Origin of the sequence: Bacteroides luti, from assembly GCF_900128905.1 — a bacterium.
Lineage (GTDB): Bacteria > Bacteroidota > Bacteroidia > Bacteroidales > Bacteroidaceae > Bacteroides > Bacteroides luti.
Window position 1 is genome coordinate 127,892 of the sequence record NZ_FQTV01000001.1, and the last position, 25,398, is coordinate 153,289.

23 protein-coding genes and 1 pseudogene are annotated in these 25,398 nt (G+C 35.1%); 22 read left to right on the forward strand and 2 right to left on the reverse strand.

What is annotated here, in order from left to right:
- Positions 1-28 precede the first annotated feature (28 nt).
- The 22 genes and pseudogenes from BUC21_RS00550 to BUC21_RS00655 all read left to right on the forward strand — a co-directional run bounded on the left by BUC21_RS00550 (position 29) and on the right by BUC21_RS00655 (position 21,238).
- Entirely contained in the window at positions 29-772 is a 744-nt protein-coding gene (locus tag BUC21_RS00550) for a response regulator transcription factor (protein ID WP_073398578.1), read from the forward strand.
- Positions 773-927: 155 nt separating this feature from the next.
- Complete coding sequence (map, locus tag BUC21_RS00555) at positions 928-1,788, forward strand: type I methionyl aminopeptidase (protein WP_073398579.1); 861 nt, start codon at positions 928-930, stop codon at positions 1,786-1,788.
- A gap of 639 nt (positions 1,789-2,427) precedes the next feature.
- Positions 2,428-3,447 (forward strand): tRNA (adenosine(37)-N6)-threonylcarbamoyltransferase complex transferase subunit TsaD, encoded by a 1,020-nt coding sequence (tsaD, locus tag BUC21_RS00560; RefSeq protein ID WP_073398580.1) that lies wholly within the window; start codon positions 2,428-2,430, stop codon positions 3,445-3,447.
- Between the two features lie 12 nt (positions 3,448-3,459).
- Complete coding sequence (locus tag BUC21_RS00565) at positions 3,460-4,692, forward strand: CinA family nicotinamide mononucleotide deamidase-related protein (protein WP_073398581.1); 1,233 nt, start codon at positions 3,460-3,462, stop codon at positions 4,690-4,692.
- A gap of 121 nt (positions 4,693-4,813) precedes the next feature.
- A complete protein-coding gene (gene rpmB / locus BUC21_RS00570; protein ID WP_073398582.1) occupies positions 4,814-5,074 on the forward strand; it encodes a 50S ribosomal protein L28 in 261 nt (86 codons plus the stop codon).
- A gap of 19 nt (positions 5,075-5,093) precedes the next feature.
- Positions 5,094-5,282, forward strand: coding sequence for a 50S ribosomal protein L33 (gene rpmG, locus BUC21_RS00575; protein WP_073398583.1), 189 nt, complete (start codon positions 5,094-5,096; stop codon positions 5,280-5,282).
- A gap of 10 nt (positions 5,283-5,292) precedes the next feature.
- On the forward strand, positions 5,293-5,451 hold the full coding sequence (locus BUC21_RS00580) for a DUF4295 domain-containing protein (protein ID WP_073398584.1): 159 nt from the start codon (positions 5,293-5,295) through the stop codon (positions 5,449-5,451).
- A 127-nt stretch (positions 5,452-5,578) separates the two neighbouring features.
- Positions 5,579-6,535 (forward strand): signal recognition particle-docking protein FtsY, encoded by a 957-nt coding sequence (ftsY, locus tag BUC21_RS00585; protein WP_073398585.1) that lies wholly within the window; start codon positions 5,579-5,581, stop codon positions 6,533-6,535.
- Positions 6,535-7,836, forward strand: a complete 1,302-nt coding sequence (gene rimO / locus BUC21_RS00590; RefSeq protein ID WP_073398586.1) for a 30S ribosomal protein S12 methylthiotransferase RimO — start codon at positions 6,535-6,537, stop codon at positions 7,834-7,836. Before ftsY ends, rimO begins: the two co-directional genes overlap by 1 nt.
- A gap of 80 nt (positions 7,837-7,916) precedes the next feature.
- Positions 7,917-8,189, forward strand: coding sequence for an HU family DNA-binding protein (locus tag BUC21_RS00595; protein WP_073398587.1), 273 nt, complete (start codon positions 7,917-7,919; stop codon positions 8,187-8,189).
- Positions 8,190-8,200: 11 nt separating this feature from the next.
- Positions 8,201-8,528: pseudogene (locus tag BUC21_RS16735) on the forward strand (HU family DNA-binding protein); the annotation flags it as partial.
- A 1,876-nt stretch (positions 8,529-10,404) separates the two neighbouring features.
- Complete coding sequence (locus BUC21_RS00605; protein ID WP_073398589.1) at positions 10,405-11,400, forward strand: AAA family ATPase; 996 nt, start codon at positions 10,405-10,407, stop codon at positions 11,398-11,400.
- Positions 11,401-11,404: 4 nt separating this feature from the next.
- The gene (locus tag BUC21_RS00610) at positions 11,405-12,274 is read left to right on the forward strand and encodes a DUF58 domain-containing protein (protein ID WP_073398590.1); all 870 of its coding nucleotides are present in this window, start codon (positions 11,405-11,407) and stop codon (positions 12,272-12,274) included.
- A gap of 63 nt (positions 12,275-12,337) precedes the next feature.
- Positions 12,338-13,384, forward strand: a complete 1,047-nt coding sequence (locus tag BUC21_RS00615) for a BatD family protein (protein ID WP_073398807.1) — start codon at positions 12,338-12,340, stop codon at positions 13,382-13,384.
- A gap of 23 nt (positions 13,385-13,407) precedes the next feature.
- Positions 13,408-14,391 carry a vWA domain-containing protein gene (locus BUC21_RS00620; RefSeq protein ID WP_073398591.1) on the forward strand — a complete coding sequence of 328 codons (984 nt, stop codon included), beginning with the start codon at positions 13,408-13,410 and terminating at the stop codon, positions 14,389-14,391.
- Between the two features lie 17 nt (positions 14,392-14,408).
- The gene (locus tag BUC21_RS00625) at positions 14,409-15,431 is read left to right on the forward strand and encodes a vWA domain-containing protein (RefSeq protein ID WP_073398592.1); all 1,023 of its coding nucleotides are present in this window, start codon (positions 14,409-14,411) and stop codon (positions 15,429-15,431) included.
- A gap of 7 nt (positions 15,432-15,438) precedes the next feature.
- Positions 15,439-16,149 (forward strand): tetratricopeptide repeat protein, encoded by a 711-nt coding sequence (locus BUC21_RS00630; protein ID WP_073398593.1) that lies wholly within the window; start codon positions 15,439-15,441, stop codon positions 16,147-16,149.
- A 35-nt stretch (positions 16,150-16,184) separates the two neighbouring features.
- On the forward strand, positions 16,185-18,011 hold the full coding sequence (locus BUC21_RS00635; RefSeq protein WP_073398594.1) for a BatD family protein: 1,827 nt from the start codon (positions 16,185-16,187) through the stop codon (positions 18,009-18,011).
- Between the two features lie 19 nt (positions 18,012-18,030).
- Positions 18,031-18,855 (forward strand): tetratricopeptide repeat protein, encoded by an 825-nt coding sequence (locus BUC21_RS00640; protein WP_073398595.1) that lies wholly within the window; start codon positions 18,031-18,033, stop codon positions 18,853-18,855.
- A gap of 24 nt (positions 18,856-18,879) precedes the next feature.
- Positions 18,880-19,593 carry a phosphatase PAP2 family protein gene (locus BUC21_RS00645; RefSeq protein ID WP_073398596.1) on the forward strand — a complete coding sequence of 238 codons (714 nt, stop codon included), beginning with the start codon at positions 18,880-18,882 and terminating at the stop codon, positions 19,591-19,593.
- Between the two features lie 133 nt (positions 19,594-19,726).
- Positions 19,727-20,020, forward strand: a complete 294-nt coding sequence (locus BUC21_RS00650) for a DNA-binding protein (protein ID WP_073398597.1) — start codon at positions 19,727-19,729, stop codon at positions 20,018-20,020.
- Between the two features lie 93 nt (positions 20,021-20,113).
- Entirely contained in the window at positions 20,114-21,238 is a 1,125-nt protein-coding gene (locus tag BUC21_RS00655) for a universal stress protein (protein WP_073398598.1), read from the forward strand.
- 207 nt (positions 21,239-21,445) lie between these two features.
- On the opposite strand, the gene BUC21_RS00660 is transcribed toward BUC21_RS00655, so the two are convergent.
- Both BUC21_RS00660 and gyrA read right to left on the reverse strand, forming a co-directional pair.
- The gene (locus BUC21_RS00660; protein WP_073398599.1) at positions 21,446-22,675 is read right to left on the reverse strand and encodes a tetratricopeptide repeat protein; all 1,230 of its coding nucleotides are present in this window, start codon (positions 22,673-22,675) and stop codon (positions 21,446-21,448) included.
- A 27-nt stretch (positions 22,676-22,702) separates the two neighbouring features.
- Complete coding sequence (gene gyrA, locus BUC21_RS00665; protein WP_073398600.1) at positions 22,703-25,237, reverse strand: DNA gyrase subunit A; 2,535 nt, start codon at positions 25,235-25,237, stop codon at positions 22,703-22,705.
- Positions 25,238-25,398 lie beyond the last annotated feature (161 nt).

A 25,398-nucleotide genomic window follows, 5' to 3' on the forward strand; every position in this document is an offset into this window, starting at 1 on the left:
TTATCTTTGCGGTACAAATTATTAATTTATGAAAACGAAACCTGCCATACTTATTTATGGTCCTGATTGTGACTCAACGCAATTGTTGAAAAAGTCTTTAGAACAAGAAGCTGTTGAAGTAAAACTTTGTTCTGATATAGAACATGCATATAGTTATTATCACGATGAGAATCCTATTATTTGTATTTTACATGAGTTTTCTTCTCAGGAAAGCTGTTTTCCTTTGGCGAAAAGAATGTTGGATTTATCCAGAAAAACTTATCTTATTTTTATTTTCAAACAAGATAGAATGATTAATTTCAGACTTGGATATCAGTTAGGTGCCGATGATTGTTTAATGATACCGTATGATATCGACGAGCTGAAACTTAGGCTTAAGGCTATGGTCAGAAGGCAGATTGAAAAGAGCCATAAATCATTGATGCAATTCACTTTAGGAAAATATATCTTCGATGCTCAAAAAGGTGTGTTATGCTTTAATGATTCCAAAATTCATCTAACTTCTCGTGAAGCCGATTTGTTGCTTCTTTTATGTAGAAGAATGAATAAAACCGTATCAAAGGATGATGCTTTGAATACTGTGTGGAGTGATGGAGATATGATTACTCCAAATTCCCGCATTCTTTCGATTTATATATTTAAACTAAGACAAATATTGAAGAATGATCCTTCTGTTCAGATTGTTACACTGCATAGAGAAGGGTATAAATTAATGGTAAACCAACCAATTATAATTCCTGATGTAATATCATACCAGTATTTTAGGGTATGATAATTATTAATAATTTCTTATGACTAAATAACTTAATGAATGAATATTCTTATCTTTTTTATTATTTTTGCCTGTTATAATCATTATGCGAATATGATTTAGAGAAATCATGCATTTCTGATTAATTATGGAACGGATAATAAACTAAGGCAAACATGTCATTAAAAAGGATAAAAAATAATTGGCACCTCATAGCAGGTGAACCACTTACAGAATTGGATAAAAAGGTTCTATATCATCAAAGTAGAGGTAACCTGGTGCCAAAACGCAAATTAATTAAAACTCCCGAACAGATTGAAGGAATACGTAAAAGTGGTATAATCAATACTGGCGTTCTTGATTTAGTAGCAGAAAAGATTCATGTGGGAATGTCAACAGCTGAAATTGACAAGCTGGTGTATGATTATACTATCGCACATGGAGCAATACCTGCCGATTTAAATTATGAAGGATATCCAAAGAGTGTTTGTACATCAATTAACGATGTTGTGTGTCATGGAATTCCTAGTGAAGAGGAAATCCTTAAGGATGGAGATATTGTTAATGTGGATGTTTCTACCATTTATAATGGTTATTTCTCGGATGCTTCCAGAATGTTTATGATTGGTGAAGTGAAGCCGGAAGTAAATAAGCTGGTACAAGTTACCAAAGAATGCCTGGAAATAGGAGTAGAAAAAGCAAAACCATGGAGCTTTTTGGGTGATATAGGGGCTGCAATACAACGACATGCGGAAAAGAATGGTTATTCAGTTGTCAGAGATTTCTGTGGACATGGTGTAGGACTGAAATTTCATGAAGAACCGGATGTGGAACATTATGGTAAAAAAGGAAAAGGTATGCTGTTGGTGCCAGGAATGGTATTCACTATTGAGCCCATGATCAATATGGGAACTTATGATATCTTTATTGATGAAGCAGATGGATGGACTGTTTGTACGGAAGACGGACTTCCTTCAGCACAATGGGAACATACATTGGTTATAACTGAAACGGGATCTGAAATCCTGACTTATTAGTTCTTTTGCATAAACTTGTCTGAATAAGAGTATATAGAATCAATTAATAAACTTGTGGGGTTAATTGTCTCACTAAGGAATGCCTACTTTGAGAATATGAAAGAGCATTGGATAACGATCCATTGGTCAATAAATAAAAATTATTCCTGAATGGCTGAAAATCTCCCGCCTGAAGTTAAACAAACTCCTGCCGGACATTGTACAAACTCCGACCGGACTTTAACAGAACTCCGGCCGGAGTTTACTGAGCTCAGATTTCTGCAGTTCTACAGAAAAATAAAAAGCTACCTTCACTCCCTCACTTTTTTAAATCAATAATTTGATTATCTGATACATAAGCAGGTGATGGTAGTGTTTTTATCCCTAACTGCACTCTCACTTTTGGGGGCTACCCTCACTATTTTGGGCTGTTTTCTGTTCTAACGAAGATACTCACCCGAATGTATAAATAAAGGATATAAGCTACTCTTACTATATCTTTCATTAATCATAGTAATGTAAAAATATCGTTTATGTAAAATAGACAGGTTTTATTTGCGTAAATTTGGAATTCTCAAGGGTATTGAATTTTTTTATAAATGGTGTATTGAATATAGCAATTAAAACTGTACTTTTGCACTGCAAAAAGATTATGAAAATATGAGCACAATTATATTAGGAATAGAATCATCTTGTGATGATACTTCTGCTGCAGTTATCAAAGATGGAGTATTGTTGTCGAATGTTGTAGCCAGTCAGGCTGTGCATGAATCGTATGGCGGGGTAGTACCCGAATTGGCTTCAAGAGCACATCAACAAAATATTGTCCCTGTAGTTAACGAAGCTTTGAAAAGAGCAAATATAACCAAAGAAGAACTGAGTGCTGTTGCCTTTACGCGTGGCCCAGGCTTGATGGGGTCATTGTTGGTTGGAGTTTCTTTTGCAAAAGGATTTGCCCGTTCTTTAAATATTCCAATGGTAGATGTTAATCACCTGAATGGGCATGTTTTAGCTCATTTTATTAAAGAAAAAGATGAAGCTACAGAACATCCTAATTTTCCATTTCTTTGCTTACTTGTTTCCGGAGGTAATTCTCAAATTATCCTGGTAAAAGCATACAATGATATGACGGTTCTTGGTCAGACAATTGACGATGCTGCGGGTGAAGCTATTGATAAATGTTCTAAAGTGATGGGATTAGGTTATCCGGGTGGACCAATTATTGATAGATTGGCACGTCAGGGAAATCCAAAGGCTTTTGCATTTAATAAACCTCAGATTCCGGGCTATGATTATAGTTTTAGTGGATTAAAGACTTCTTTCTTGTACTCTTTACGTGACTATCTGAAAGAAGATCCGGATTTTATAGAGCATCATAAAAATGATTTGGCAGCTTCTCTGGAAGCAACAGTTGTTGACATTCTGATGAGTAAACTTCGCAAGGTTGCAAAGGATTATAAAATTAAAGAAGTAGCAATCGCTGGTGGAGTATCTGCGAATAATGGACTCCGTAATTCTTTTCGCGAACATGCTGAAAAATATGGCTGGAAGATTTATATTCCTAAATTTAGCTACACTACTGATAATGCGGCAATGATTGCTATAACAGGGTATTATAAATATTTAGATAAAGACTTTTGCCCGATGGATTTACCAGCCTTTTCAAGGGTAACAATGTAAAAGACGAAAACTATGTTTGTAGAAATTATTACAGTAGGTGACGAGTTGCTTATTGGACAGGTTGTTGATACGAACTCTGCCTGGATGGGAAAAGCACTCAATAATGTTGGATTTGAAGTAATTCGTGTTACTTCGGTAAGAGACAGAGAGGATGAAATTACGGGTGCTGTAGATTCTGCGATGAAAAGGGCTGATGTTGTTTTAATGACAGGTGGATTGGGGCCAACTAAAGATGATATAACCAAACATACTCTATGTAAATACTTTGGTACGGAACTTGTTTTTAGTGAAGAAGTTTTTGAAAATATAAAAAGAATTCTGGCAAACAGAATAACACTGAATCCTTTGAATCAGGCTCAGGCATTGGTTCCTAAAGATTGTACGGTAATAAACAATAAAGTAGGAACGGCTTCTGTTAGTTGGTTTGAAAAGGACGGAAAGATTCTGGTTTCTATGCCTGGTGTACCTCAGGAAATGAAATTTAATATGACTGAGGAAGTTATTCCAAGACTTTGCGCTCGCTTTGAAATGAAGGCTATCGTTCATAAAACCTATTCAGTGAAAAACTATCCCGAATCGGCTCTAGCCATTGCTTTGACTGATTGGGAGAATAATTTGCCGGAGTCTATTAAGCTTGCTTATTTACCAAAATCGGGTATTGTTCGTTTGCGGCTGACCGGAAGAGGGGATAATGAAGAAGAAATAAGAGCTGTAGTACTTGCAGAGGGGACAAAGCTCTATGATATTCTGGGAGAGAATATACTCGATGAAAATGATTCTCCGTTAGAAGAGATTATTGGAGAGATGCTTAAGGATAAGAATCTGACTTTCGCTACAGCAGAAAGCTGTACCGGAGGGAATATTGCTGCAAAAATTACATCAGTTCCGGGATGCTCTGCTTATTTTAAAGGAAGTATTGTAGCATATGCCAACGAAGTTAAGCATGAACTGCTTAAGGTTTCCAATGAAACTTTAGAAAAGTTTGGAGCAGTTAGCGAAGAAGTTGTAAAAGAAATGGTAATAGGTGCGATGAATGCGCTAAAAACTGACTGTGCGGTTGCTGTATCAGGGGTTGCCGGGCCTGATGGAGGAACAGAGGAAAAGCCGGTTGGAACTGTTTGGATTGCTGCTGCTCATGGTAAAACAATTCTGACTTCGAAGCAAGTTGTTGATTTTGGGAGAGATCTGAATGTGGAACGTGCAACAAACAATGCTCTTTTATTACTCCAAAAACTTCTAAAATGAAGAATATTTGCAGTTTAATTGTGAATTAAATCGTAAAATACTTGTTTTATATTGATAAATTCACTTACTTTGTGCCCTGTTTGGAAAGTACTAGTAAGAAAACTATAAAAATAAGATAGAAATGTCGAAGATTTGTCAAATTACCGGAAAGAAAGCCATGATTGGCAACAATGTTTCACACTCAAAAAGAAGAACTAAAAGAACATTTGATGTGAACTTGTTTACTAAGAAGTTCTACTATGTAGAACAAGATTGCTGGATTAGCTTAAGCATTAGTGCTGCTGGTTTACGCACTATTAATAAGAAAGGTTTAGATGCAGCGTTGAACGATGCAGTTTCTAAAGGGTTTTGTGATTGGAAAAGCATTAAAATAATTGCTTAATTTTAGGAGAAATTGACTTATGGCAAAGAAAGCAAAAGGTAATAGAGTACAGGTTATTCTTGAGTGTACAGAACACAAGGACAGTGGTATGCCGGGTACTTCACGTTATATTACTACAAAGAATAGAAAAAATACTACAGAAAGAATTGAATTGAAGAAATACAATCCAATTTTAAAGAAAGTAACAGTTCACAAAGAAATTAAATAAGAGATAAACCATGGCAAAGAAAACAGTAGCAAGTTTGCACGAAGGAACCAAAGAAGGTCGTTCTTATACTAAGGTTATCAAAATGGTAAAATCTCCTAAAACTGGAGCATACGTATTTGATGAACAAATGGTACCTAATGAAAAAGTTCAGGACTTTTTCAAAAAATAATAGTCTTTGTCTTTGTGGCACAGACAAAAACTTCCTCTCATTCACAAAAATGAGGGGAAGTTTTTTTTTGCTGCCATGTGTATTTATTATATCTTTGTAGCATAATATATTACTAATTATAATCAACATGGGATTTTTAAGTTTTTTCTCCAAAGAAAAGAAAGAGACTCTAGATAAGGGATTGTCTAAAACCAAAGAAAATGTCTTTAGTAAGATTGCTAGAGCTGTAGCTGGAAAATCAAAAGTAGATGATGAAGTTCTGGATAATTTGGAAGAAGTTTTAATAACCTCGGATGTTGGGGTAGAAACAACCTTGAATATTATCAAAAGAATTGAAGCAAGAGCTGCTTCCGATAAATATGTAAATGCACAGGAATTAAATAAGATTCTTAAGGAAGAGATTGCCGCATTATTGATGGAAAATAATTCCGAGGATCTTGAGGACTTTACCACACCAACAGATAAAAAGCCATACGTTATCATGGTGGTTGGTGTTAATGGAGTTGGTAAGACAACTACGATTGGTAAAATGGCTTATCAATTTAAAAAAGCTGGCAAGTCTGTTTATCTTGGAGCTGCAGATACTTTCCGCGCAGCAGCGGTAGAACAGCTAGTTATTTGGGGAGATAGAGTTGGCGTACCGGTAATTAAACAAAAAATGGGAGCAGATCCTGCTTCTGTTGCTTATGACACTTTAAACTCTGCCGTGGCTAACAATGCTGATGTGGTTATTATTGATACTGCCGGACGTTTACACAATAAAGTAAACTTAATGAATGAGTTAACCAAGATAAAGAACGTAATGAAGAAAGTCGTTCCAGATGCTCCTCATGAAGTATTATTGGTGTTAGATGGCTCTACCGGACAAAATGCTTTTGAACAAGCTAAACAGTTTACTTTGGCTACTGAAGTTTCATCTCTGGCTATTACTAAGCTTGATGGCACTGCTAAAGGTGGTGTTGTAATTGGTATTTCAGATCAGTTTAAGATTCCGGTTAAGTACATTGGGTTAGGTGAAGGAATGGAGGATTTGCAGGTTTTCCGCAAAAAAGAATTTGTTGATTCATTATTTGGAGATAATTAATGAGAAAAAATACGATTGATTTAGTTACACTTGGATGTTCTAAAAATTTAGTAGATTCTGAACAGCTGATTCGCCAGCTGGAAAAGAATGGTTATAGCGTAACACATGATTCAGAATCGCCGGAAGGAGAGATTGCTGTAATCAATACATGTGGGTTTATTGGCGATGCCAAGGAGGAATCCATAAACATGATATTGGAATTCGCTCAGGCGAAAGAAGAAGGACGATTGAAGAAACTGTATGTTATGGGATGTCTTTCTGAACGATATTTAAAAGAATTAGCAGTTGAAATTCCTGCTGTAGATAAGTTTTATGGTAAGTTCGACTGGAAGAACCTGCTTCAGGATCTTGGGAAAGTATATGATGAGCGCATTCATATAGAACGTTCGCTTACTACTCCTCAGCATTATGCCTATTTAAAGATATCCGAAGGTTGTGACAGAAAATGTTCTTATTGTGCAATTCCTATTATTACAGGATGCCATGTATCAAGAACCATGGAAGATATACTTGACGAGGTTAGATACCTTGTTGGGAATGGAGTTAAAGAATTCCAGGTGATAGCTCAGGAGCTTACATACTATGGTGTTGATCTTTACAAGAAACAAATGCTTCCTGAATTAATCGAGAAGATTTCTGATATTCCGGGTGTAGAATGGATTCGTCTTCACTATGCTTATCCGGCTCATTTCCCTACAGATTTATTCCGCGTAATGCGTGAACGCGATAATGTATGTAAGTATATGGATATTGCTTTACAGCACATTAGCGATAATGTGTTATCTATGATGAAAAGGCATGTTACTAAAGCTGAGACCTATACTTTAATGGAGCAATTCCGCAAAGAGGTACCAGGAATACACCTGCGCACAACTTTAATGGTTGGGCATCCGGGAGAAACTGAAGCAGACTTTGAAGAACTGAAAGAGTTTGTTAAGCATGTAAGATTCGATAGAATGGGAGCTTTTACATACTCAGAAGAGGAGGGAACCTATTCTGCTAATAATTACGAAGATTCTATTCCTCAGGAAGTTAAGCAGCAAAGACTCGATGAATTGATGGAAATTCAACAAGGAATTTCTGCCGAACTGAGTGCTTCTAAGATTGGAAAGTGCTTTAAAGTAATTATTGATCGAAAAGAAGGTGAATATTATATCGGACGTACAGAATTTGATTCTCCCGAAGTAGATCCTGAAGTTCTGATATTGGCAGGCGATGAAAAGCTTGAAATTGGAGATTTTTATCAAGTTAAGATAAACGATGCCGATGATTTTGATCTTTATGCAGAAGTAATTAAATAATTGTATTTTTATTGGATTTTAATTGCTTAATTAATAGATATTTACTAATATAGCAGTCGCTTTAAAAAAACTGAAAAACATTGAACAATAAAGAATTTATCACAGAATTATCCGGTAGATTGGGTTATTCGGCAAAAGAGATATCAGACATGGTTTCTTCTGCCGTTTCTGTTGTGTCAGAACAATTGCAGGAAGGAAATACTGTTGTTGTTCAAGGATTTGGAACGTTCGACGTAAAAAAGAAATTAGAACGAATATCAGTAAATCCTGCTACCAAACAACGAATGCTTGTACCACCAAAGCTCGTGATAAACTTTAAACCGAGCAATGTAATTAAAGATAAGTTTAAATAAATCTTGAGATTATGGGTGAAAGAATAAACATACAGAATTTGATAGATTTATTTGCCGAAAAGAAAGGGCTAAGCAAGAAGGATGCTGAGAACTTTCTAAAGGAATTTTTTGCTCTTATTGAAAAAGCACTTGAAACCGATAAGTATGTAAAGATTAAAGGTTTTGGTACTTTCAAGCTGATAGATGTTGATAGTCGCGAAAGTGTAAATGTAAACACTGGAGAGAGATTTCAAATACAAGGACATACAAAGATTTCGTTTACGCCAGAAGCCAGCCTTCGCGATCAGATAAATAAGCCTTTTTCTCATTTTGAAACGGTTATTTTAAATGAAGGTGTCGATTTTGAAGGTATGAGTGTTACCGATGAAATCTCTGATAATGAAGATGAAACCGGTGTTTCTTTTGATGAAGAAAACGAGATTTCTTCTAATAATGGAGAAAGTAAAGATCTTACTTCTTCTATGCAATCAGAAGAACCGGAAAAAGTTCAACCTACAACGACTAACGAAATAGAGGAGAATAGTTCATCTTCAGAGAATATCTCATCTGTAAATGCTGATAATGAAAAAGAAGCTATTGTAACAGAAGATGAAATTTCAAAATCGTCTGCTGAAATAGATAAAGAAATTGCCACATCTCCTGAGAGTGTAGAGACGATAGCTACTGAAATACAGCAGAAAGAACCGATTAAATCAAAAGATATTTCTGGCCTGAGTAAAGAAGTGTATGAAGAAGTATCTTCTATTCAATCAGTAGAAGCAATCTCAGATGCAATAGAAGAAAATATAGAGGATGAACCTGTAATAGCTGCAGTATTAGAGAAAATCGTGCCTTTAAAAGGAAAGCACGAAGAGGTTCCTGCGAAGGCTGAAAATGCTGAAGTTGTAGAGAAACCTCAGGCTCCTGCTACTTTGGCGGAGTTTATTTCTCAGGCTCTGGAGATAAAATCTAAGGAGAAGAAAGCAATTGTATCTCATGATACAGAAGCAGCTAAAGAGGATTTGATAGTAAAATCAAAAGAATCGTTGGCTGTTATACCAAAAGAAGAACCGACTCCAAAAGAGACGTTTGTTTCAAAAGAGGAATCTGCTCAAAAAGAAGTGATTGCACCGAGAGAAGTGCCTACTTCAACAGAGACGTTTGTTCCTAAAGAGGTGTCTGCTCCCAAAGAAACGCTTGCAGAGAAAGCTGAGGAAGAAAGTGCTCCTAAACAAAGTGGCGCATTGATCGAAGAATTGATTCTAAAAGCCAAAGCTGAGAAAGTGCAACAAGAAGCTATAGCTAGTAGTCAGAATTCTAAAATGACCATTTACTATTTTGTTGCTATGATTGCTTTTCTTTCAGTTTTTGCGGTAGCTGTATTTACTTATATATACAATCCTGATTTTGTAATGAGTATGGTTCCGGCTTCTACTGAAAAAGCATCGATAGATTCAACTAAAGTTGATTCTGTTCCGGTGAAAAAGGAGGTTGCTGTGCAAATGCCTGATACTATTCCTTCTGCAGACAAAAAGGATATGGCCCGATTAACTGATACGGAGACAAAGAATGCGGAAGCTGAAGCTAAAAGAGCTGTTGCCGAAGCAGAAAAAGTTCTGGCAGAATCTAAAAAGAAAGATAAAGAACCTGTTCCAGTAAAAGAGTCTGTTAAAGCTAATGAAAAAGCTGTAGCTACAGATTCGAAAGAAAAGAAAGTACTCGAGAAACTTAATCCGAATGACTATACAATTGCTGGAACTAAGAGTACATATACCGTGAAAAAGGGTGAATCGTTAGTGAGAATATCACAACAATTCTATAATTCCAAAGATTTATGGATACTAATTTTGAAGCATAATCAGAAAGTGATAAAGGATGAGGATAATGTTCCTGCCGGAACTGTTCTGAAAATTCCGAACTTACGTTCTAAGAAATAATTTCTACAGATTAAGTTATTGCATGCTTGTACAAAAGAATGCAATGTTCTGTACAAAATAATTATTCCCTTGTACAAAAGATTTCATTCTTTTGTACAAGGGAATCTCTTTTAAACCTTATGTTTTATCACTTTGTTGCCCTTTCATCCAAAATCTAAACATTATGCATCTTTTTTTAATAAAATTTAGTTGCTGTACTAAATTATAAAGAGTATTTTTGGAACTCGAAAAGAAAAGTCCTTTTCTAAAAGTCTTTTTCTTTATTTATAAAAGTAAAAACAATAAGTATTATAAAAATTATGGCCGAATCAATTGATATTCGTGAGTTGAATGCACGGATTGAAAAACAAAGCGCATTTGTGACCAACCTCATGATGGGGATGGATCAGGTAATTGTAGGACAAAAACATTTAGTAGAGTCTTTGTTGATTGGATTATTGTCTGATGGACACGTTCTTCTTGAAGGTGTACCGGGACTTGCAAAAACATTGGCAATTAAAACGCTGGCTTCCTTGATTGATGCAAAATATAGCCGTGTTCAATTTACGCCCGACTTATTGCCGGCCGACGTAGTTGGTACCATGATTTATAGTCAGAAAGACGAAACTTTCGTTGTAAAGAAAGGTCCTATCTTTGCAAATTTCATATTAGCGGATGAAATTAACCGTGCTCCGGCAAAGGTTCAGAGTGCGCTGCTTGAAGCTATGCAGGAAAGACAAGTTACCCTGGGCAAAACTACTTTTAAACTTCCGGAACCATTCCTGGTACTTGCAACTCAGAACCCAATAGAACAGGAAGGTACTTATATGCTTCCCGAAGCACAGGTCGACCGTTTTATGCTGAAGGTTGTTATTGACTATCCAAAGCAGGAAGAAGAAAAACTAATTATCCGTCAGAATATCAGCGGAACTAAGTTTGATGTTAAGCCAATACTTAGTGCAGACGAAATTATGGAGGCAAGAAAGGTTGTTCGCGATGTTTATCTGGATGAAAAGATTGAAAGATATATTGTTGATATAGTTTTTGCTACACGTTATCCAGAAAAGTACGGTTTGAACGAACTTAAAGAAATGATCAGCTTCGGTGGATCTCCACGTGCTTCAATAAATCTGGCACTTGCAGCTCGTACTTATGCTTTCATTAAGAGACGTGGATACGTAATTCCTGAAGACGTTCGTGCCATTGCTCACGATGTACTTCGTCACCGTATCGGACTGACTTATGAAGCCGAAGCAAGTAATATTACATCAGACGAAATAGTAAGCAAGATTCTTAATAAGGTAGAGGTGCCTTAGTCGTATGGAAGCTAATGAACTTATAAAAAAAGTTCGTCATATTGAAATAAAAACTCGGGGATTGTCGAATAATATCTTTGCCGGGCAGTATCATTCTGCTTTTAAAGGCCGAGGAATGGCATTCTCTGAGGTACGTGAATACCAGTATGGCGATGATATCCGTGATATTGACTGGAATGTAACAGCACGTTTCCACAAACCTTACGTGAAAGTGTTTGAGGAAGAACGTGAGCTTACTGTTATGCTCCTTATTGATGTGTCGGGTAGTCTTGAATTTGGAACTGTGAAGCAGATGAAGAAAGATATGGTAACTGAAATAGCTGCCACCCTTGCTTTTTCTGCCATTCAGAATAATGATAAAATTGGTGTAATCTTTTTCTCGGACAAGATAGAAAAGTTTATCCCTCCAAAGAAGGGTAGGAAACATATTCTGTTTATAATTCGCGAGCTGATAGATTTTCAGGCAACCAGTCGTAGAACAAACATTAAAAAGGGGCTGGAATACCTTACGAATGCAATCAAGAAAAGATGTACAGCATTCGTTATATCCGATTTTATCGATAACTCTGATTTTAAAAATGCTCTAACGATTGCTAATCGTAAACACGATTTGGTAGCTATTCAGGTTTTTGACAGGCGAGTGGCAGAACTTCCATCGGTTGGTCTGATGAAAGTGAAGGACGCCGAAACTGGTCATGAACAGTGGATTGATACTTCATCTGCTGCATTACGTAAAGCACATAGGGAGTGGTGGATGAAGAAACAGAATATTCTTAGTGAAACATTTACAAAGAGTAATGTAGACTCGGTTTCTGTTCGTACAGACGAGGATTATGTGAAAGCGTTGTTGAACTTGTTTGCTAAAAGAAATTAATACGAAATGAGCAATTACACATTATTGAAAAGCAGAAAATTCTTAATTGCGCTGGGCTGTTCAATGTTGTTCTCTTTTGCACCGCAGAAGATTGCAGCTCAATCTGTTACTGTCGATGCAACAATTGACTCATTGCAGATAATGATTGGAGAACAAGCCACAATTCAGCTGCAGGTAAGTCTTGATGCTAAACAGAAAGCTGTTTTCCCCCATTTCACCGATAGTCTGATAAAAGGAATAGAAGTTCTTGAAGTTGCAAAGCCCGATACTCAGTTTTTGAACAATAATCAGCGTTTACTGATTACTCAGAAATACATTATAACTTCTTTCGACTCTGCGCTTTATTATATTCCGCCTTTCAGTATTATGGTAGGAAAGCAAGTCTATAAATCAAAATCTCTTGCATTAAAAGTATACTCTCCAAAAGTTGATTTGGCTCATCCTGATCAGTTCTTTCCTCAAAAAGGTGTGATGAATCCGCCGTTTATGTGGAGTGATTGGGCCGGAGTGATATTCCTTTCAATATTGGCAATTCCATTAATGTTCCTGATTATATACTTTATTGTCCGTTACAGAGATAATAAACCTATTATCAAGCATATTAAGATTGAACCAAAACTTCCTCCTCACCAGTTGGCGATGAAGGAAATAGAGCGTATAAAGACAGAAAAAGTTTGGCAGAAAGGTCGCTCTAAAGAGTATTATACCGAATTGACCGATACTTTACGTACATACATTCAGGATCGTTTCGGTTTCAATGCGATGGAAATGACCTCTTCAGAGATTATTGATAAGCTGATGGAAGTTGAAGCTAAGGACATCAGAGATTTAAAAGAGCTGTTTTTAACGGCAGACCTTGTTAAGTTTGCTAAGCACGACCCAATGATGAATGAAAATGATTCTAACTTGTTGAATGCAATAGCTTTTATTAATGATACAAAGGATGAAGAATCTCTTGATAAGAAGCCTGTTCCAACTGAAATTACTGTTGAAGAAAAACGTTCACGCAGAGCAAAGACTCTATTGATCTTTGGAATTGTCATATTGAGCGCTTCTGTACTAGCCATTTTGGCACATATTGTTATGAGGCTTACCGATATGTTCTTATAAATGTGATATAAAACAATAGAAAAATGATATTTGCTAATATACATTATTTATTTCTGCTGATACTTCTTATACCATATATCATGTGGTATATACTAAAGCAACGGAAAAATGAAGCTTCTCTTCAGGTTTCCGATACAAGGGTATATGCTCATGCGCCTAAAAGTTATAAGATTTATCTGCTTCACGCGCCTTTTATTCTTAGGGTTATTGCTTTTGTAATGTTGGTGCTGATTCTTGCACGTCCGCAAACCACAAATAGCTGGAAAAATACGGAGACAGAAGGTATTGATATCATGCTTGATATTGATATTTCATCTACCATGCTGGCAGAAGATCTTAAGCCAAACCGTTTGGAAGCGGCGAAAGAAGTTGCTACAGAATTTATCAACGGTCGCCCTAATGATAATATCGGTCTGACACTCTTTGCAGCCGAAAGCTTTACTCAGTGTCCGTTGACAGTAGATCATGCCGTTTTACTTAATCTTTTCCAGAACATTAAATGTGGATTGATTGAAGATGGTACCGCTATTGGTATGGGTATTGCTAATGCTGTTACTCGTTTGAAGGACAGTAAAGCAAAATCCAAAGTAATTATTTTATTGACTGATGGCTCGAATAATAAAGGTGAAATATCTCCATTAACAGCTGCCGAAATAGCCAAAAGCTTTGGTATCAGAGTCTATACTATTGGTGTAGGAACAAATGGAATGGCTCCATATCCTTATCCAACAGCTGCTGGTGTACAGTATATTAATATGCCTGTTGAGTTTGATGAATCAACATTGTCACAGATAGCATCAACTACCGATGGTAAATATTTCCGTGCTACAAGTACTTCTAAGTTGAAAGAAGTTTATCAGGAAATTGATAAGCTGGAAAAAACCAAGTTAAACGTTAAGGCATTTAGTAAGAGACAGGAAAATTATCAGCCATTTGCATTGATATTACTCCTGTGTATTCTTAGTGAAATACTTTTGCGTAACTCTGTATTAAAGAAAATACCATAATAAAAACAAGATAAACTATGTTTCGATTTGCAGACCCGACATATTTATATCTACTTATAATATTGCCGTTTATTGTGGCTTTTTATTTGTATTCCAACTTTAAGAGGAGGAAAGCAATTAAAAAGTTTGGTGATCCGGAATTGATGGCTCAGCTTATGCCTGATGTCTCAAAATATCGTCCTGACGTAAAATTCTGGTTAGTATTAAGTGCTTTGGCGCTGACTATTGTTCTTATCGCTCGTCCTCAGTTTGGCACAAAACTAAATAAAGTAAAAAGGAGTGGAGTTGAGGTGATTATTGCATTAGATATTTCTAATTCAATGCTTGCTGAAGATGTTACTCCAAGCCGTTTAGAGAAATCAAAAATGTTGGTGTCTAAGCTGGTTGATGGATTCGATCAGGATAAAGTGGGTATGATTGTATTTGCAGGAGATGCCTATACACAATTGCCTATTACAAGCGATTACATTTCAGCTAAAATGTTTCTGGAGACAATTACTCCCGATTTAATTTCCAGACAAGGAACTGCAATTGGTACTGCCGTTGATTTGGCTACACATAGCTTTACTCCTCAGGAAGGAGTGGGTAGAGCTATTGTACTTATTACCGATGGTGAAAATCACGAAGATGGAGCTTTAGAAGCTGTAAAAGCTGCAAAAAAAGCGGGAATTATTGTGCATGTGCTTGGAGTTGGTTCTCCTGATGGAGCACCTATTCCTGTTCCGGGAACAAATAATTTCCGTAAAGACAGACAGGGAAATGTTATTGTAACTCGTTTGAATGAATCTATGTGTAAGGAGTTGGCTATTGCAGGCAAAGGTATATATGCACGGGTTGATAATTCAAATACTGCTCAGAAGGCATTAATCAGTGAAATTGATAAAATGGCTAAATCAGATATTGAAAGTAATGCATATTCTGATTTTGACGAACAATTTCAGGGAGTTGCATGGATCATTTTACTTCTGTTGATAGCTGATTTGTTGTTGCTGGAACGTAAGAATCCATTATTCAAGAATATTAAACTGTTTAAGATATAGTAGAGAGATGTCACAGATTAAATATATTATTTTTATAGCTTTCATTCTTTTGGCCAATTGTGCATCTTTTGCCCAAAAGACCGAGAGGGATTATATCCGGAAAGGAAACCGATTGTTTAATGATAGTCTCTTTCTGCAGGCTGAGGTTAATTATCGGAAAGCTTTAGAGCTTAATCCTAATTCTACAGAAGCTTTATATAACCTGGGAAATACACTCTCTCAGCAAGGTAAATTGAAAAATGCAATGGAACAATATACCGCAGCTTCTAAATCTGAAAAAAACAAGACTATGCTTGCTAAAATCTATCATAATGCCGGTGTGTTGTATCAATCTGCTAAGCATTATAAAGAAGCAGTGCAGGCTTATAAGCAATCTTTGAGAAATAATCCTAAGGATGATGAAACCAGATATAACCTGGCTTTGGCTATGAAAATGCTGAAGGATCAACAGAATCAGGATAAGAATAAAGACAAAAATAAAGATAAAAATAAGGATAAAGACAAACAGAAGAAGCAAGACAACAAGAATAAACAAGATCAGAAGAATAAAGACGATAAACAAAAGCAGCAGCCTAAACCTCAGCAGAATAAGAATCAGATGTCAAAAGAGAATGCTGAACAATTGCTGAATGCTGCGATGCAAGATGAGAAACAACTTCAGGAAAAAGCTAAGAAACAATTAAGAAATCAAGGCAGAAACCTGGATAAAGATTGGTAGTATAATAAATAAAGGATAATAATAAAATATAAGCAATGAGGAAACTGATTTTCTTATTCGTTATTTTACTGGTTCCCGGAATTAATAGTTTTGCTGATAACGTAAGGTTGGTGGCAGAAGCTCCGGAGGCAGTAGCTGTTGGTGATCAATTTAGAATTACTTACACGGTAAATACACAAGATGTAAAGAGCTTTAGAGCTTCTGCAATGAAAGGATTCGAGGTATTAGCCGGTCCGTATGAGTCGAGAATGACTAGTTCGCAATATGTTAACGGAAAAGGCTCTACTGTTAGCTCTATAACCTATACTTTTACGGTAATGGCTAGTACAAAAGGAACTTTTTCTATAACTCCAGCAAGTATTGTTGCTGCTGGCAAGCCTATAACTTCAAATGCTTTAAGAATCAGGGTGCTCCCAGCAGACCAAAGTAATGCTAACGCTGGTTCTTCTTCTGGCAGGGCTTCTCGTTCCTCTTCAGGAGCTAAGATTTCTGCAAACGATTTGATTATTGTAGGTTCTGTAAATAAAACAAATGTTTACGAACAGGAAGCACTTGTACTTACTTATAAAGTCTATACTTTGGTCGATTTAAGAGGTTTTGATAATGTTAAGTTACCTGACTTTAAAGGTTTCCAATCACAAGAAGTTGAACTACCTCAAACAAAACAGTTTACTATGGAGCGCTATAAGGGAAGAAATTATAACTCTGTAGTGTACAGACAGTTTGTTCTTTTCCCACAGCAAACGGGTAAATTGACTATTAATCCTGCAAGATTTGATGCGTCAATTGCAAAAGTTATGCGAACAGATGATCCGCTTGATGCTTTCTTTAATGGAGGATCTAATGTTATGGAAGTGAAGAAAACAGTTGTAACTCCTCAGATTACTGTAAATGTATCAGCTTTACCTGGTGGTAAGCCTGCTAATTTCTGCGGTGGAGTAGGAGGATTTACTCTTTCATCTTCAATCAACTCAAAAAGTGTGAAAACTAACGATGCTGTAACTATTAAATTAACAATCTCGGGTGTAGGTAATCTTAAACTAATTGAGACTCCTAAAATTGAATTCCCTAAAGATTTTGAGGTTTATGATCCGAAAGTTACTAATAAGTTTACTCTTACTAAAAGTGGTTTGTCTGGAAGTAAAGTGATTGAATATCTTGTAATTCCTCGCTATGCAGGAAATTATAAGATTCCAGCTGCAAATCTTACTTATTTTGATACGAATTCAAATACTTATAAAACTCTCAGATCTCAGGAATATAGCCTGAATGTAGTGAAAGGTGCTGGTAATGCAGATCAGGTAATTGCAAACTTTACTAATAAAGAGGATCTTAAGGTATTAGGTTCTGACATTCGATATATAAAGACTAATGATGTTACACTTTCTGATAAGGATGATTTCTTGTTTGGTTCATTGTTATATTATTTACTTTATATTATTCCTGCCTCCTTATTTATAGCCTTTGTAATCATTTACAGAAAACAAGCTGTAGAGAATGCAAATGTTGCTAAGGTACGTACTAAAAAAGCAAATAAGGTTGCTACAAAACGTATGAAGAATGCTGGTAAGCTTTTGAGTGAGAACAAAAAGGAACAGTTCTACGACGAAGTATTAAAAGCTTTGTGGGGATATATTAGTGATAAACTCAATATTCCGGTTTCTAAGCTGACAAAAGATAATGTTGATACTGAATTGACAAATTATGGAGTGAACGCAGAACTTACTAAGGAGTTCTTGTCAGTCCTTGATCAATGTGAGTTTGCTCGTTATGCTCCGGGTGATCCTAATGAAGCTATGGATAAAGTTTATTCTTCTGCCATCGAGGTAGTGAGTAAAATGGAAAACATAATCAAACACTAACTTATTAAGAAATAGTGATATGAAGAAAATTATATTTTTAGTATTAAGCATTCTGTGTTCTTTTAATCTTTCTGCCCAGGATTCTTTGGCTACAGATTCTGTACAATCATCCAGAACTGCCCGAAGAGAGTTTTCTGCAGCTAAGATTGAAAATGCTACTAAAGCACAGGGTGACAGTGCATATATTCGTAACGACTTTGCTTCAGCTATCCAGATATACGAATCATTACTTGAAACTAAAGGAGTAGCAGCAGAAGTTTATTATAACTTAGGCAATAGCTATTATAAAATAGGTAATATGTCTAGAGCTATTTTAAATTATGAACGTGCATTATTACTTAATCCAGGAGACAGTGACATACGTTCAAACTTGGAAATAGCTCGCAGCAAAACGGTTGATAAGGTAGATGCCGCTCCTGAACTATTTTTTGTGACATGGACAAATTCGCTTATTAATTGTATGGGAGCCGATGCATGGGCTAAATGCGGAGTTGCTTCTTTTATTCTTTTAATTGTAGCACTCTATTTCTTTATTTTCTCTAAGAAGATTGTGCTGAAAAAGATTGGATTTATAGCTTCAATATCTTTGTTGGTAATTCTTGTTCTCTCTAATGTATTTGCTGCTCATCAGAAAGATCGTCTTATAAATCGTTCTGATGCAATTATTATGACACCTAGTGTAACAGTAAAGAGTACCCCAAATGAGAGTGGTACGGACTTATTTATTATCCACGAAGGGCGTAAAGTAAGCATTAAAGATAATTCCATGAAAGAATGGAAAGAAATAAAATTAGAAGATGGCAATGTGGGTTGGATCAAAGCTGCTGATCTTGAAGTGATCTAAATTTTTAATGATAATCTAAATACAATGACTGACATACAGCAATTAATACAATATGATAAAAGCGCTTTTTTAGCTTTAAACGGTAGTGATTCTACCTTTTGGGATGGATTTATGTGGGTATATACAAGTACAACTGTATGGATTCCACTAGCGCTTGTATTGCTGTATGTCATCATTCGAAATAATAAACTAAAAGAAGCATTATTAATAATTCTTTTAATTGCAATAACTATTACAATATGTGATCGGGTTTCATCGGGTGTTTTTAAGCCTATATTTAAACGTTTTCGACCAGCTCAGGATCCTGAATTTATGTATTTAGTTGATATTATACATGGATATAGGGGAGGGCGATATGGTTTTATTTCCAGTCATGCTGCAAACACTTTTGGTCTTGTAACTTTCACCTCATTTTTATTCAGAAGAAAAGAATATACTTTTGCTTTTCTTTTTTGGGCCATTATCACATGTTATTCTCGGATATATCTCGGAGTACATTATTTAGGTGATATCATTTGTGGGGCAATTCTAGGCTTTATTTCAGGTTTATTAGTCTATTATATATATAAATATATTCGCTCAAAGTATTTTTATGATAAAAGGCTTAAATACTCGGTGAAATATACTCCAAGTGGTTATTTAATCTCTGACATAAATATCTTATTAATAGCTTTATTTTCTACAATATTTGTTGTAATGATAGCTGGCATGATTATTTATAACTATTATTATTTGTAAATTCTCAGAACTTAATACTCTCCTGATTTGTTTTTTATATAAAATTATGGGTTAAAGATTTGATTTCTATATTTTTTTTGTTAAGTTTATAGCGATAAATAATTGATATAGTATTAACCCCAATTTCTATATTATGAACAGAACAATAACTTTCAATGAACTTAGGAAAATAAAAGATTCATTGCCCAGCGGAAGCATGCACAGAATTGCTGATGAACTCAATTTAGAGGTAGACACAGTCCGTAATTTCTTCGGTGGCAGTAACTTCAAGGAAGGCAAAAGTGTTGGACTTCATACAGAACCAGGTCCTGATGGTGGTTTGGTTATGCTTGATGATACAACTGTTCTTGATCTCGCTTTAAAAATATTAGATGAACATAATATTAACCATCGGGAAGAAGTAAGTGAGGAACTAATGCAAGTTTAGTCAATAAAAATAAAAGTCCTGATTGATCCTTCTTCAATTAGGACTTTTTTCTATATATTAAGTTGTTATTATTTACAATTAAATGAAACATATATGGAGGAAAAATTAGTCACACTAGCCATACTAACGTATGCAAAGGCTCAAATTTTAAAGAGCGTATTAGAAAAAGAAGGGATAAAATCTTACATTCAAAATGTAGATCTTATAAAACCTGTGGTTTCTTCTGGTGTTCGTTTAAGGATAAAAGAAAGCGATCTACCTCATGCTTTGAAAATAACAGAAAGTAACCTTTGGCTTTCTGAGGAGATAATAGGAGAGAAGCCAATAGAAAAGGAAAAAAGTAATAAAGTTTTAATTCCTGTGGATTTCTCTGATTATTCTATGCGTGCATGTGAATTTGGTTTTGGATTTGCAAAGACATTTGATACAGAAGTTGTCTTGCTTCATGTTTATTTTACTCCTAGATACATGCCGTCAATTCCATATAACGATGTTTTTAGTTATCAAGGACCTGATGAAGAGTCAATAAAAAATATCATCAAAAAGGTCAATGAAGACTTAAATAATCTTTCTGATAAAATTAAGAGCAAAATTGATTCTGGTGAATTTCCTAATGTTAAATTTAATTGTGTACTAAAGGAAGGAATACCAGAAGAAGAAATTTTAAGATATGCTAAAAATACTTCTCCTGGTATAATTGTCATGGGAACTCGTGGTAAAAATAAGAAAGATGCAGATATTATTGGAAGTGTTACTGCTGAAGTAATTGATAGAAGTAGAGCTATTGTTTTTGTTGTTCCTGAAAATACGCCTTTTAAAATTTTTAATGATGTTACAAAGCTTGCTTTTATAACAAATTTCGATCAAAAAGATTTAATTGCTTTTGATGCATTAATTAAGAAAATGAGTGCATTTAAGTTTTCAGTTACACTTATACACTTAGCAACATTAAAAGATACTTGGAATGAAATCAAGTTAGCTGGTATTAAAGAATATTTCCATAAGCAATATCCTGATTTGCAGATTTATTATGATATTGTTATGGACGATAATTTAGGCCAGAATTTGGATTCATTTATTCAGGCCAATAATATTGATGTTATTACAATTACATCATATAAAAGAAATATGTTTGCTCGCTTATTTAATCCTAGTATCGCAATGAAAATGATATTCCATACAGATACGCCATTATTAGTTATAAGTGATAAAATTTAGCAAGTTCTAATTAGTTCAATAATTAATATTATGTTTAATATGGTTTATTTGTTTTATAAATTAAAGCCTCTACTTCATTCAAATTGAAGATTAACCACAAAATAATCAATAATAAAATATAGATAAATAAGAACATAATTATATAAAATAAAAAAATCACTTAAGAATATTTTTCTTAAGTGATTTTTTTATCAGGAAATAAGTTTTTTACTTGCCTTGAGCTTCAACTTCTTTTGCTAGAGCTTCAAATTCTGGACCACCAATTCCTAACTTGTAGTAAATAGTATAAAGTCCACTTAACCATAAGTCTTTGCTATCAGGTTTAAGTTCTCTAGTTTTTTCATAGTATGGCTTAGCATCTTCATAGAATTTCTTGATCTTAGCTTGTTCTGATTTATACTTAGGATCATTAAATTCAATTTTAAGATTTGATTCATAGTCAATTGCTTGAGATAAATATGCTAGCCCCATGTTAGAGTATGCTTCTGTGTACTTAGGATCAACGTCAATTGTCTTTTTATAGTATTCAATTGCTTTTTCATAGTTCTTCATACTTTGGCTAATATAACCTTTTACATAAAGGAAAAATGGATTTTTAGGATCTTTAGCAATCATCTGATCAGCAAAAGTATTTGCATCATCAAATTTATTTGTATTACTATAGAAATCGATAAGGTGTCCAAAGAAATAATTGTTATCAGTGTAAGATTGAATACCTTCTTTTAAAGTATTAACCCAATTTGCAGTGTCTTTTAAAGCTTTATAACCTTCTGCAACTAATTGCAAAGCACTGCTGCCATTTTCTTTGTCTTTTTTAGCTAGAAGACCATATTTAATTGCATTTGGATAGTCATTCATTCTTGTAGCAGATAGAGAAGCATAGAACGCAATGGTTGATAACAATGTATCTTTAGCAGCAATTTGTTCTTCTTGTAAAATTGGAGCATTTGCAAGATCTACATACATACCAAAGAAGTTAAGAGCTTCCTTGTTTTTACCCATGTTATAGTATTGGCTACCTCCGTTAATTAAGTTCACTCTCTCTGTCTTAATAGTTGAAGCATTACCTTTTCTGAATTTAAACTTAACTTTTCCTTTTTCGTTAGGAACTTGTTCTAATTCATCACATTTAAGAAAATAACCAAACATCTTATATAGGCTATTATATGCCTTTAAAGTGTCATATGGTTGTCTTAAATATGCATTCTTCATCTCGTTAGCATTAATGCTTTTTTGAATAAGACCGGCAACATTCCATGTATTTGCCTGATTCTTTGTTTCTGGATTTTCTAAAGCTTCACCGATTAGTTTTTCAGCTTCAGTAAAATTAGGTTTTACTGCGTCTGCCAAGCTTTTTGCTTCTTTCACATTCTTTTCTTGAGCGAAAGAGAATCCAGCAGCTAACAGCAAGACAATTGATAATAATACTCTTTTCATACTTTTTGTGGATTAAATATTAAACTTTTATTCTTCATCATTAGTTTGTTCTTCTGAACTAATATTTTCTGAATTAATAATAGTTTCATCTTCTTCAGATGGATCTGCTTCTTCAGGACTTTCAGATACAACTTTACAAACTGAACCTATTTCATCATTACGTTTCTCCAGATTAATTAGCCTTACACCTTGTGTAGCACGTCCCATAATTCGAACATCTGCAACTTTTAGACGAATAGTGATACCTGATTTATTAATAATCATCAAGTCGTTCTCATCTGTTACAGATTTTATAGCAACTAATTTTCCTGTTTTATCTGTTATGTTCAAAGTCTTAACACCCTTACCGCCTCTATTAGTGATACGGTAATCGTCTATATCAGAACGTTTTCCATAACCTTGTTCAGAAACCACCATTACTGATTCTGTTTCTTTATCCTTGATACAGATCATTCCGATTACTTCGTCATTGTCATTGTCAAGTGTCATACCACGAACTCCGGTTGCAGTTCTACCCATTTCGCGAACAGCTACTTCGTTGAAACGAATAGCGCGTCCGTTACGATTAGCAATAATTATTTCATTATCGCCTTTAGTCATACGAACCTCTATTACTTGATCATCTTCACGGAGATTGATTGCAATTACGCCATTTTGACGTGGACGAGAATATTGTTCCAGGCTTGTTTTCTTAATAACACCTTGTTTTGTACAGAACAAAAGGTAATGACTATTGATAAAATCTTGATCTGTAAGACTTGGTACGCGAACAAATGCATTTACCTTATCGTCAGAATCGATATTCAATAGGTTTTGAATTGCTCTACCTTTTGAATTCTTTGTTCCTTCTGGAATTTCATAAACTTTTAACCAGTAACATTTTCCTTTCTGAGTAAAGAACATCATTGTATTATGCATTGTTGCAGGATAGATGTTCTCAACGAAATCTGCATCACGGGTTTCTGTTCCTTTAGATCCCACTCCTCCTCTATTCTGAGAATGGAATTCTGCCAATGGTGTACGTTTGATGTATCCTAAGTGTGAAATAGTGATAACCATCTGATCATCAGCATAGAAGTCTTCTGGGTTGAATTCTTCTGACGAATAAACTATCTCAGAGCGACGTTCATCACCAAATTTAGCTTTAACTTCAAGAAGTTCATCTTTGATAACTTTACGGCAAACTTCGTCATTAGCAAGGATTTCTTCGAAATAAGCAATTTGCTTCATCAGTTCTTCATATTCTGCATGAAGTTGATCTTGCATTAGTCCAGTTAACTGGCGCAGACGCATTTCTACGATTGCACGCGACTGTATTTCTGTAAGGTTAAAACGCTCAATAAGTCCTGCTATAGCTTCATTAGGGTTTTTAGCAGCACGGATAATCTTGATTACTTCGTCAATATTATCGGATGCAATTATTAAACCTTCTAAAATATGAGCACGTTCTTTAGCTTTTCTTAGTTCATATTGTGTACGACGAACGACTACATCATGTCTATGCTCAACAAAATTAGATACTAAATCTTTTAAATTGAGCGTTTTAGGACGTCCGTTTACTAAAGCGATGTTGTTGACACTAAAAGATGACTGTAAAGATGTCATTTTGAATAGTTTATTCAGAACAACACTTGAGTTAGCATCTCTCTTAATATCAATAACGATACGCATACCTTCGCGGTCGGATTCGTCATTTATATTAGAAATACCTTCAATTCTCTTTTCAGAAACCAAGTCGGCTATTGACTTAATAAGGTCAGCCTTGTTAACGTTATATGGAATTTCTGAAACAATAATTTTATCGTGAGTAGTTTCTGCTTCAATATTTGCTTTAGCACGCATTACAACTCTACCTCTACCTGTGAGGAAAGCTTCGCGAACACCACTCATACCATAAATATAACCACCGGTAGGGAAATCGGGAGCTTTAACAAACTGCATCAGCTCTTCGATTGTAATTTCTTTATTATCCAGGTATGCATCACATGCATCAATAACTTCAGAAAGATTATGAGGTGGCATATTAGTTGCCATACCTACAGCAATACCGGAAGCACCGTTTACTAAAAGGTTTGGTATGCGTGTTGGCAATACTTTTGGCTCTTGTAATGTATCGTCAAAGTTGTTTTGGAAATCTACTGTTTCTTTTTCGATATCCCTCATCATTTCCTCGCCAACTTTATTTAGACGAGCTTCTGTATAACGCATAGCAGCAGGGCTATCACCATCCACAGAACCAAAGTTTCCTTGTCCATCGATCAATGTGTAACGCATCGCCCATTCCTGAGCCAGTCTTACCATTGCACCATAAACCGAGGAGTCACCATGTGGGTGATATTTACCCAAAACTTCACCGACAATTCTGGCTGATTTCTTATAAGGTTTATCAGAAGTATTACCTAATTCGTTCATTCCAAAGAGTATTCTTCGATGAACGGGTTTAAAACCATCTCTAACATCTGGAAGAGCACGAGATACAATTACCGACATTGAATAATCAATATAGGATGATTTCATCTCATCTTCGATGTTGATTTTTATAATTCTGTCTTGTTCAAGCATTTAAAAATATTATTAATTATACATTTATGGCTTACAAAAAACCACGCTAAAGTAATGCTTTTCCCCGAGATATAAAAGCTTTCAGGTAAAAACTTTCTATGTTAATTTAACGTTCATATAGTATAGCAACATTAATGGTGAAGGGTTTTATTACTTTTGAT